Source organism: Prevotella intermedia ATCC 25611 = DSM 20706 (assembly GCF_001953955.1).
In the GTDB taxonomy this organism is placed as follows: domain Bacteria; phylum Bacteroidota; class Bacteroidia; order Bacteroidales; family Bacteroidaceae; genus Prevotella; species Prevotella intermedia.
Genome location: NZ_CP019301.1, coordinates 697876 through 708235 on the forward strand (window position 1 = coordinate 697876; position 10360 = coordinate 708235).

Consider the following 10360-nt stretch of genomic DNA (forward strand, 5'->3'; position numbering starts at 1 on the left):
GGAATGAATGCATAAGAATATACAAAGTATAAAGATTAGATAGCCAACTGCATATCTTCGGTGAAAGAAATGAAACGGTTAAACTCCTCAAAGAGTTTCTGTGGTGTAACCTTTGCATAACGTTCGGTCATACTTACGTTCGTATGTCCGAGCATCTTACTCACCGTTTCGATTGGAACGCCCTGCTCTAAGGTGATAAGTGTGGCAAAGGTATGTCTTGCCATGTGCGAGGTAAAGGGAAAAGAAATACCTGCCCGTAGTCGCAAGGCTTTAAGACAGGACTGATAAGTGGGATATTTGATGAAAGGCAGCAGCGTTTCCCTTTCATCGCTGTGCATTTTCTCAATTAAGCGAACTGCTTCCGGCAACAACTTGATACGACAAAGCACACCCGTCTTCTGTCGGTTGAACTTCAACCACAAACTACCTGCATCATCACGAACAAGATGCTTCTTGCTTAGTTCCATCAAATCATAATAGGCTGCACCGGTATAGCAAGCGAAGAGAAATACATCACGAGCGGTTTCCATTTCTTTTTCCAATTCACCAAAGCAGATTGCTTTCAGTTTGTTCAATGCTTCCTTGTCAAGTGCCTTGAGTGCTTTCTTGTTTCCGCGTTCTATATGGACTTTGTCAAACAGAAGCGTATCAGCCAGCCCCTCACGATAAGCCAGCCTACAGATGGTCTTCAAATCTGCTGCAACTCTGAAAAATGTGCTTTGCTGATGACCGAGTTCGCCAAGACAGAATGTCTGCAATTCATAGATAAAGCTTTCTGTGAGATGCGAGAATGCTAAATCCGAAACATGGTATTTCTTCTGAATGAACTCTTGCAACCGTTTCCGAGTGGAATGATAGGCAGACACAGACTCTTCCTTGATGTCTATACCGATATGGCTTTCTTTCTCCTTGATGAGCATATCCAGTCTTTCGATGAGCATACAGCGAGTTTGAACGCTGCCTTGAAACAGTTCCTTTACATTGATTGCGTCAAATGGCTGTCCTTTGGCAACCGACGACTGATAGGCAGATTGAATGGAAAGCAACAGGTTCTCCAATCTCCCATTAATCTCCACCGCCTCATGGCTCTTACCATCCATCCTGCTCTCACGTGGATTCCATAAATCGGGATTGCAGGAGAGTTTACAACTAAACTGAACAATGGAACGCTCAATGGTAATACGTCCCATAATCGGAGCCTTGCCCGACTTGTCCAAACCGCTCTTTTTAAGGTAGAGCAACACCTTCATCTTTTCTGTTTTCATACGCTTTAATATTTGTGGGCAAAATTACCCGAATTAAAGTGTTCCTCACTTACGCAGAAAACTGCTGACCAAAGCAACAGCCACACGAGCGAAAATAATTTGGTTACCTATTTCTTCTCCATCGTTACCAACATCAAAACAAGGTAACACTCTGGTAACTGAACTTCTGCCTAAATCTGCATATTCCTGCCCTTTACAAATAGAGCAGTCTTATGCAAATCATTTCGTTTCCATCTCATTATCAGTTAGTTTATGTCAACTTCGACATTTTTTCATTTTCATTGATTAGTTACATAACCACCTCGCTATCAATGCATTGCAAAACCTATTGTTTTACGTTCCAAAAGCGTAGGTTTTGCATGGTAAAAGTGCTGTTTTACGCTGCAAAACAGTCGCTTTTGTTTTTCGTGGACACCCTGCTCGTATCTTTAATATGTTTCAACCATTCGCTGTTATAACAGTTACATTATTTGTAAATACACGTAGAAAACCGAAAAACGGATAGGCGATTGTCTTTTTTCCTTGTTTTATTTCTTCCTTTGCAATTTTTTTTGTAACTTTACAGCATAATAGTTCGCAGCCAACTCGGAGGAAGCGTGGGACGCTTTCTGTGGAAAGGTATGCTGGCTCTGCATCGAAAGCACGAGTTTACTCCGATATAATACAACGGAACAATGCCACTATATACACGAAAAGACAATAAAAGACGATGGAGATTCAATTTTAATAACCAAAAAATATAAATTATGAAGAAAATTTTGTTGACAATCCCTGCATTGCTGATAACTATTATCGCGCAGGCACAGACTGTACTTACTATCGAAACGAAAAAAGAAGGAACCTACACCTATACCATTAATAGAGATGCAGACAGCATACGTGTCATAGAAGGCGTTGTTGTCAAGGTCTATCCAAAGAATTCTACGGTGTCGGTCGACTACCCTATATCAAAGATTGCTCCCCTCCCTGTTAAAAACAATGCCAATAAGAATACCAAGGAAGACCTTGCTAAGAACAAAGAAGGATGGAGATTGGAGTTTCCACGCTTCTACCAAGGAAGTAATGTAACCTTTGAAAAGTCATATTATATAACCGACATGAAAGGAAACCCAGTTAACTTTTCCATTGAGTGGGACGGTACCAAGAGGGCCAACCGTTGGACTTGCTATCAGATGTATGAAAGCGTAGCCGAAAAGAAAGGGAAACGCAAAGATGCATTTAAGCCAGATACTGACATACCTGCAAAATACCGCTCTGAGCTGAAAGATTATGCCAGTTCGGGCCATTCGCGTGGACACCTATGCCCTTCCTATGACCGCCTATGTTCTGCTGTTGCCAATGAGCAGACTTTCTACCTTACTAATATGCAGCCACAGCTACAAGGTCATAATGGAGGAGTGTGGGCAGGACTGGAGCAACGCATTAAAGACGGGTGGTTCTATAAGAAAGGAACAAGCGAGAAGAAATGCGATACGCTTTACATTGTAAAAGCTGCGACTATAGATAAGAAGGCAGATATCATTGGATATACAAAACAAAATGTGCCGAATGTAAACCATCTGATAATTCCAAAGTATTTCTATATGGCTTTGCTTTCGTACGACTGTGCAACCAACAAGTATAGAGCTATGGGCATTTGGTCGCCACACGTAGCAACAAAGTCGGTTACCGAATACATCACTATCGATGAATTGGAAAAGCGTACCGGCATAGATTTTTTCTGTAACCTTCCAGATGATATTGAGACCCAAGTGGAAAGTACGCTTGACAGCGATTATTGGGAGGTCTCACCCACAAAGAAATCAAAAAAATAATGCCCGCTTTAGCTTAACAGAAAGCAGTACCAAACCACCGTGTTGGTACTGCTTTTTGCTTTACAACCAAAGCATTGAAACAATAGAAAACCAAAAACAACCACTTGTCTTTTGAACGAAAAAAGGGCAATAAGGGTGTAAACATTTTTCACAAGATAAACTATCACATAACCACCTAACTATCAGCGCATTGCAAAACCTATTGTTTTGCAATGCAAAAGCGTAGGTTTTGCACGGTAAAAGCGGCTGTTTTGCGATGCAAAACAGCCGCTTTCGCAATGCCAAATCGAAATTATCGTTTTTCGGCGAAATAATCTTTACAAAATGAGGGCGGTTTTTTGTTAAACCACTCCTATGTACAATACCAACAATGCGAACAAATTACAGGGCAGAATTTATTCTGTTCCTCATATTTGCATCGGCTTTCTATGAACCTATATGCGAGGTATGCAGTTAGTTGTTCAGCTTCATTCGCCTCCAAATCCAGTTCGGAATACGTCGCCACACAGCTGTGAAGATTCGCCAGCGACCATCGATTACACTGACGTGCCGCTTCTTTTCTATGGCTTTCATAATGCTTTTTGCCACATCCTCGGTCTTCATCAGCATAGGGAAGTGAGAGGATTCGGACAGTAACGGAGTATCTACGAAACCAGGGCGAATGTCCGTGAAGCGTATGTTATAACGATGATTATTAGCCAACTGCTCCAAGGCTTGCAGATAAGTGTTCTGCATAGCTTTCGTGGCACTGTAGGCAGGAATGGCTCCCAAGCCTTTTGTGCCTGCCACGGAAGTGATGCAGACAATGTGTCCGCCACCGTGTGTGGCAAAATAGCGATAGGCTTCGCCCACCATACGTACAAAACCAAGACCATTGGTTTGCATTGTCTTCATTTCTTTTTCGGGTTCTAAAGTCGGATTTTTCCACCCGATTCCTGCTGAATGGAAATAGAGGTTCAGCCCTCCCATCTGCTCTATGAGCTGGTAAAGAGCCCCGTCTGCCTTCTCGTTGGTTACATCAATCTGCGCTGTGAATACGCGTTCTGGCGCACAGTTCTTCAAGTCTTCCAACTTCTCCGTGCGGCGTGCTGCCACGCCAACTGTCCACCCTTGCATGATGAGGAGCCTTGCCACCTCATGCCCGATGCCGCTGCTGGCACCTATTACAATAGCTCTTTTCATAGTTCAAAAATTGATTTGTTACCTGTTTGTTAGCTTTCAGTCTGTAAGTTGTTGTTTTACAAAGATAAGAAAAAAGTATCAAACAGCCAAAAAATCGCCCATCTTTCGTTCATCAAAAAGGGGCTGAAACCAGCAAAATGTGGTTTCAGCCCCTTTGTTTGTTTATTGAAAGGCGTAACTGACGCTGCCTTTACCGAGTTTTAGAACGGTAGGTCGTCGGCTGCGCTGTCTGATGCAGCGGGTGGGAATGGTTCCTGACTTCCGCCTGCTGGTGCTTGTGGCGCAGCAGCGGGTGGCACACTGGCAGCCTGTGCAGCTGCGGCATCAACTCTCTGAATGTTCCACGCACGTATGTTGTTGAACCATCTGCCGTTGTATTCGTGGGCATCGATGTCGAAACTTACGATGATTTCTTCGCCAGCCTTGATGGCAAACTGGTCGATACGGTCGGCACCAAAGATGTTGAAGACCATTTTTCTTGGATATTGGTCGTGTGTTTCGATTACATACTCTTGTGATTTCCACGGACCACGTGCCGATGTTCCTTCGCGTGGCTCTAATACTGCAATGACTCTTCCTTGTAATTCCATGTTATATTTTGCGGTGTTATTAATAAATTTGTTTCTTTAAATACCTTGCATTAGCAAGCTGTGGCTGGGTGTTTGAGCGCAGGCACTCGTACCACTCGCTGGCATTACTTTGGCGAAATTACTAAAATAGTTCTAAAAACAAAAACTTTTACCTGTAAATTTTGTTTTTCACACGACTTTTTCGTATTTTTGTACGATGAAGAAGAATATTTCGGTTTTGAGCCTATGGGCTTATCGGAACATCTTGCATAAAATGAGTTATAACTAAAAATATATAGGAACTAATGAGATTTACTATTTCAAGCACTGCCTTGAGCAGTAGATTGCTGTCGCTTTCACGTGTTATCAACAGCAAAAATTCTTTGCCAATACTAAATTGTTTCATATTTGACGCGCAAAATGGTCAGCTCGCAATCACTGCTTCGGATAGCGAGAACGTTGTACGTATGTCGATGAATCTTGACGCACTCGAGGGCGAGGGCAAATTTGCAGTAAACAACCACAATATTCTCGATGCCGTAAAGGAACTTCCCGAGCAGCCACTCACAGTAGATGTGAATATGGACGAACACACCATTTACATCAGCTATCAGAATGGTTCATACAATTTCCCTATCTTGGAGGCAGACGAGTTTCCTATTCCACAACCCATTTCTGCTGACGCAACAAACATTACGCTGAGTGCAGAAGTGTTGGTAGAAAACATTACACGCTCGCTTTTCGCTACTGCGCAAGACGAGCTTCACCCTGTGATGAACGGCGTTACTTCGACCTCACGGCTGACAGTCTGGCTGTTGTGGCTACCGACGGACACAAGTTGGTGCGCAACCGTGTGTTCTCTGTGAAGAGCGATGTTCCCGCAGCTTTCATCTTGCCAAAGAAACCTGCAGCATTGCTGAAGGCTTCATAGCAAAAGACGGTGGCGACGTGGTGGTTCGCTTCGACGCTCGTTCGGCTGAATTTCGTTCGGAGAGGGCATTTTGATTTGCCGACTCATTGATGGAAAGTATCCGAACTACAACAGCGTGATTCCAGAAAACAACCCTTACCAAATCACCATCGACCGCAAGTCGCTCATTGGTGCTATTCGCCGTGTGCTGCCATTCGCAAGCGATTCTTCACAGCTCATTCGCTTCCACATTGCAAACGGACAGTTAGACCTCAGCGCAGAAGACATCGACTTCGCAACAAGCGCAAAGGAAAGTATGACTTGCACGTACGAAGGCAACCCAATGAACATTGGCTTCAAGGGCAGCAGCATCTTGGAAATACTGGGCAACCTGCAAAGCGACGAAGTAAATATACAGCTGGCAGACCCATCACGTGCAGGGCTCGTTGTTCCTGCAGAGCAGCCAGAAGGCGAAAACGTGCTTATGCTCGTTATGCCTGTATTGCTCAACGATTAATAAGATATAATTAAATGTGTGGGCAGATTTTCAACAGAAGTCTGCCCACACACATTATAAATAATAGCAGAATGTTACTGAACTTAACAAAACCCTTGATAGTTTTCGATTTGGAAACGACAGGGCTCGACCTTGTAAAAGACCGCATCATACAATTATCGTATATAAAGGTATTCCCCGATGGGAAAGAAGAAAGAGAAAACCTTTTCATCAACCCTGAGAAAGAAATTCCGCAAGAAGTAGAAGAACTTACAGCATCACCAACGACGACGTGGCTGCCGCACCAACGTTCAAAGAAAAGGCAGCCGAACTGGCAAACAAGTTCACGGGCTGCGACTTTGCAGGTTTCAATTCCAACCGTTTCGACATTCCGTTGTTGGCAGAAGAATTTCTGCGGGCAGGCGTAGACTTCGATTTCTCGAAGTGCCGACTCATCGATGCACAAAACATTTACCACAAAATGGAACGCCGCAACCTTGCCGCTGCCTACGAATTTACTGTGGCAGAAAGATGGAAGACGACTTCACAGCCCACAAAGCCGACGAAGACACCGAAGCAACGTGGCGTGTACTGCAAGGACAGATTAAGATGTATTCTGCTGAAAACCAAGACGAACCAGAACGCATACTGAACACGACATGGGCGAACTGGCAGAGTTCTCGCGTATGAACGACAATGTAGACTTTGCAGGGCGTATCGTTTGGAAAGATGTTACCGACAAGACGGCAACACCTTGCTCGACGAACACGGACAGCCACGTCGCCACGAAGTGTTCAACTTCGGCAAATACCGTGGTTGGGACGTGGCAGAAGTGCTGCGCAGAGACCCTGGTTTCTACAGTTGGATATTGGCAAACGACTTCACCTACAACACCAAACAAGTGCTTACACGCATTCGCCTTCGCGAATTTAACAATCGATAGCTATGCTCAAAGGAAAGAAAATCGTTCTCGGCATCACAGGTTCTATTGCCGCATATAAAAGTTGTCTTATCATTCGTCAACTCGTAAGGCAGGGTGCAGAAGTTCAAGTGGTCATAACGCCCAGTGGAAAAGAGTTCATCACCCCTATCACACTGTCGGCACTGACACAGAAACCAGTCATCAGCGATTTCTTTTCTCAACGCGACGGCACGTGGCACTCGCACGTAGACCTCGGCTTATGGGCTGATGCTATGCTCATTGCGCCCTGCACAGCCGCAACATTGGGCAAGATGTGCCACGGAATAGCCGACAATATGCTCGTTACGACCTACCTTTCCATGAAGGCTCCTGTGTTCATCGCCCCCGCAATGGACCTCGATATGTACAAACATACCTCTACGCAAGAGAACATCGACACGCTGAAACGCAGAGGAAACCACATTATAGAAGCAGGTAGTGGTTTCTTGGCAAGCGGCTTGGAAGGCAAGGGACGCATGGAAGAACCCGAAGCCATTGTGGCTTTTTTAGACCAATACTTCGACAACAACACCGTTGCCACAAGATTTGGAGGGAAAAAACGTGCTGATAACAGCAGGGCCTACATACGAAAAGATAGACCTGTACGTTTTATAGGTAACTACTCGTCGGGAAAGATGGGCTTTGCCCTTGCCGAAGAGTGTTTCAAGCGTGGTGCCAACGTTACACTCGTGCTGGACCTGTACACATAGCGTGCTCGGAAGGCATCAACCGCATCGATGTAGAAAGCTGCGAGCAGATGTACGAAGCCTGTCAGCAAGCCTTTCCTGCTGCCACCGTCGCCATATTGTGCGCTGCCGTGGCTGATTTCAAGCCTCTGAGCTTCTCCGATACGAAGATTAAGCGAGAAAAGGACAACCTGCACATCGACCTGCAGCCCACTCACGACATTGCAGCCGCTTTGGGACAACAGAAGACAAGCCAACAACGCATCGTCGCTTTCGCATTGGAAACAAACAACGAGGAAACAAATGCTTCGGCAAAGTTGGTGAAAAAGAATGCCGATTTTATCGTGCTGAATCCACACGCAATGCCGGCACGACCTTCCAGACGGACGACAACCAAATACTATTATTTCAAAAGGAGGAAGAAAGAATATGAAAAGAAGCGTAAACACTTGGTGGCTCGCGACATTATTGACGAGCTGGTTTCTATTCTTTAACAACCACGCCACAGCGCAGGAGTTGCAAGCAAAGATAACCATCAACCACAACCAGATACAGGGTACCGACAATCGGTGTTCGAGAACTTGCAGCAAACCCTCGAACAGTTTGTGAACGAACGACAGTGGACTAACCTCAAGTTCCAAAAGAACGAACGCATTGTTTGCAACTTCAACATCACCGTTACAAAATACGACCAAAGCAGCAACGCCTTCACCTGTACGGCACTCATACAGGCGAACCGACCTATTTACAACTCGGCATACACCTCTACATTGTTCAACATTAAGGACGGCGACTTCAACTTCGAGTTTGCACAGTTCGACCAAATAGAATTCAACGAAGAGAACATCGACAACCAACTCACTGCCCTCTTCGGCTACTACGCTTACCTCATCATCGGCTTAAACCTCGATTCGTTTGCGCTATGGGCGGCGAAGACATTCTGCAACGCTGCATGAACCTTACCAACAACGCACAGAACCTTAGCTTTACAGGTTGGAAGCATTTGAAACTCGAAAAACCGCTTCGCATCATCAACGATACTCGACGGAGGTATGAAACCCTTCCGCCAATTGCAATACGACTACACGAACGGGCTTGGACGAAATGGCAAACAGTCCCGAACGAGGCAGAACAAACATAACAACGGCGTTGCAAAACGACTTGAAAAAGGCACACGAAGACAAGCCTATGAGTATGTTGCCAAGATTTGGACAGACTATAAGAAGGACGACTTGCCAATATATACTACAAAAGGGCACGCAAAAGGAAAAAGAGGCTGTCTACGAAATTCTTTCGGCATCAATGCAAGCCAAACGCATCGTGGGACAAGATTAAACAATAAGACAAACAGCTATGCTCAAGCATCTTTATATAAGAACTTCACGCTCATCGACCAATTAGACATCGACTTTCGCAACGGTTTCTCCGTTATCAGTGGCGAAACGGGTGCAGGAAAGAGCATTATTCTTGGGCTATCGGCTGCTCTTAGCAACAAGCCGATAGCAAACAGATAAAGCAAGGCGAGAAAAATGCGTCATCGAAGCTACGTTCAGTCTGCCAAAAGGTGCATTCGACACGTTCTTTACCGATAACAACATCGACTTCGATGCCGATGAAACCATTCTCCGACGCGAAGTTGGCAGCAACGGAAAATCACGTGCATTCATCAACGACACGCCTGTTGCACTGACCTGATGCGCGAAGTGGGCGACCAATTGGTGGATATACATTCGCAACACCAGAATTTGCTTTTGCAGAAAGAAGACTTCCAGCTCAACGTTATCGACATATTGCTGCCAACGACAAGGATATGGCAGCCTACAAAGCCACTTCAAGGCGTATAAAGATGCTGAAAAAAGGTTGGAACAGATAAGAAAGCAACTGAAAGAGAACGCTGAAAACGAAGAGTTTATGCTTTTCAGCACGAAGAACTATCAAGTGCGAACCTGCAAGAAGGAGCAAGAGGAACTCGAGACCGAAAGCAAGACTCTCTCGCACGCAGAAGACATCAAGGCATCGCTCTACAATGCCGACAATGCACTGAACGAAGACGAGACTGGAGCGGTGAAACAACTAAAGTCTGCCGCCGAACCATAGCGGCATAGCCAACGTTTTTCCTAAAGCCGAAGAACTTTGCAACCGCCTCGACACCGCTTATATAGAGTGAAGGATATTGCCGAGGAGGTGAGCAGGGCGACAGGCGACATTGATTTCGACCCAACAATTAGATTACATCAACGAGCAGTTGATAAATCTATCATTTGAAAGAAATTCCACGTAGAAACCATCGCAGAGCTGCTCGCCATACAAGCCGAACTGAAGCAAAAGTTAGACGGAATAGACAACAGCGACGAATTCTGAGAAGCCGGAGCAGGAACTTGCTGCGAACAGCCGACTGCACACGAGGCTTGCCTACTGACCAAGGCAGAGAGAAGCTGCAAAGGCTATTCAGAAGGAGATGAAAGAAAAACTCGTGC

The 10360-nt window shown here is 45.2% G+C and carries 8 protein-coding genes and 4 pseudogenes; 8 read left to right on the forward strand and 4 right to left on the reverse strand.

All coding sequences use genetic code 11. The annotated features are described in order from the left end of the window. Positions 1–35: 35 nt before the first annotated feature. Positions 36–1265 (reverse strand): site-specific integrase, encoded by a 1230-nt coding sequence (locus tag BWX39_RS11715; RefSeq protein WP_028905998.1) that lies wholly within the window; start codon positions 1263–1265, stop codon positions 36–38. A 746-nt stretch (positions 1266–2011) separates the two neighbouring features. Here BWX39_RS11715 and BWX39_RS11720 point away from each other — a divergent pair. Then, the gene (locus BWX39_RS11720; protein WP_028905999.1) at positions 2012–3079 is read left to right on the forward strand and encodes a DNA/RNA non-specific endonuclease; all 1068 of its coding nucleotides are present in this window, start codon (positions 2012–2014) and stop codon (positions 3077–3079) included. Between the two features lie 453 nt (positions 3080–3532). Here BWX39_RS11720 and BWX39_RS11725 read toward each other — a convergent pair whose 3' ends face one another. Further along, positions 3533–4261, reverse strand: coding sequence for an SDR family NAD(P)-dependent oxidoreductase (locus tag BWX39_RS11725; RefSeq protein WP_028906000.1), 729 nt, complete (start codon positions 4259–4261; stop codon positions 3533–3535). Between the two features lie 200 nt (positions 4262–4461). Next, positions 4462–4851, reverse strand: coding sequence for a DUF3127 domain-containing protein (locus tag BWX39_RS11730; RefSeq protein WP_014708650.1), 390 nt, complete (start codon positions 4849–4851; stop codon positions 4462–4464). A 284-nt stretch (positions 4852–5135) separates the two neighbouring features. Between BWX39_RS11730 and dnaN the strand changes: the two are divergent. The 5 genes and pseudogenes from dnaN to BWX39_RS12875 all read left to right on the forward strand — a co-directional run bounded on the left by dnaN (position 5136) and on the right by BWX39_RS12875 (position 9397). Continuing rightward, a pseudogene (gene dnaN / locus BWX39_RS11735) lies at positions 5136–6257 on the forward strand (DNA polymerase III subunit beta). A 71-nt stretch (positions 6258–6328) separates the two neighbouring features. Continuing rightward, positions 6329–7179: pseudogene (locus BWX39_RS11740) on the forward strand (3'-5' exonuclease). Between the two features lie 2 nt (positions 7180–7181). Beyond that, positions 7182–8377, forward strand: a pseudogene (coaBC, locus tag BWX39_RS11745) (bifunctional phosphopantothenoylcysteine decarboxylase/phosphopantothenate--cysteine ligase CoaBC). Next, positions 8313–9225: pseudogene (porD, locus tag BWX39_RS12870) on the forward strand (type IX secretion system protein PorD). The pseudogenes coaBC and porD overlap by 65 nt, the downstream one beginning before the upstream one ends. Positions 9226–9286: 61 nt before the next feature. Further along, entirely contained in the window at positions 9287–9397 is a 111-nt protein-coding gene (locus BWX39_RS12875; protein WP_458692838.1) for a hypothetical protein, read from the forward strand. On the opposite strand, the gene BWX39_RS12880 is transcribed toward BWX39_RS12875, so the two are convergent. Next, positions 9356–9622 carry a hypothetical protein gene (locus BWX39_RS12880; RefSeq protein ID WP_458692837.1) on the reverse strand — a complete coding sequence of 89 codons (267 nt, stop codon included), beginning with the start codon at positions 9620–9622 and terminating at the stop codon, positions 9356–9358. The two genes, BWX39_RS12875 and BWX39_RS12880, sit on opposite strands and share 42 nt — an antisense overlap. Here BWX39_RS12880 and BWX39_RS12695 point away from each other — a divergent pair. Together BWX39_RS12695 and BWX39_RS12700 are read left to right on the forward strand one after the other, a co-directional pair. After that, positions 9578–9727: a hypothetical protein gene (locus tag BWX39_RS12695; protein WP_244271521.1), complete on the forward strand. Its 150-nt coding sequence runs from the start codon at positions 9578–9580 to the stop codon at positions 9725–9727. The two genes, BWX39_RS12880 and BWX39_RS12695, sit on opposite strands and share 45 nt — an antisense overlap. Before the next feature lie 16 nt (positions 9728–9743). Beyond that, positions 9744–9980 (forward strand): hypothetical protein, encoded by a 237-nt coding sequence (locus tag BWX39_RS12700; protein ID WP_244271522.1) that lies wholly within the window; start codon positions 9744–9746, stop codon positions 9978–9980. Positions 9981–10360 lie beyond the last annotated feature (380 nt).

Excerpts from the sequence above, each read along its gene's own strand:
- BWX39_RS11715 (WP_028905998.1), bottom strand. The coding sequence starts at position 1,265 with ATGAAAACAGAAAAGATGAAGGTGTTGCTCTACCTTAAAAAGAGCGGT.
- BWX39_RS12695 (WP_244271521.1), top strand. The coding sequence starts at position 9,578 with ATGCGCGAAGTGGGCGACCAATTGGTGGATATACATTCGCAACACCAG.
- BWX39_RS11720 (WP_028905999.1), top strand. The coding sequence starts at position 2,012 with ATGAAGAAAATTTTGTTGACAATCCCTGCATTGCTGATAACTATTATC.
- BWX39_RS11725 (WP_028906000.1), bottom strand. The coding sequence starts at position 4,261 with ATGAAAAGAGCTATTGTAATAGGTGCCAGCAGCGGCATCGGGCATGAG.
- BWX39_RS11730 (WP_014708650.1), bottom strand. The coding sequence starts at position 4,851 with ATGGAATTACAAGGAAGAGTCATTGCAGTATTAGAGCCACGCGAAGGA.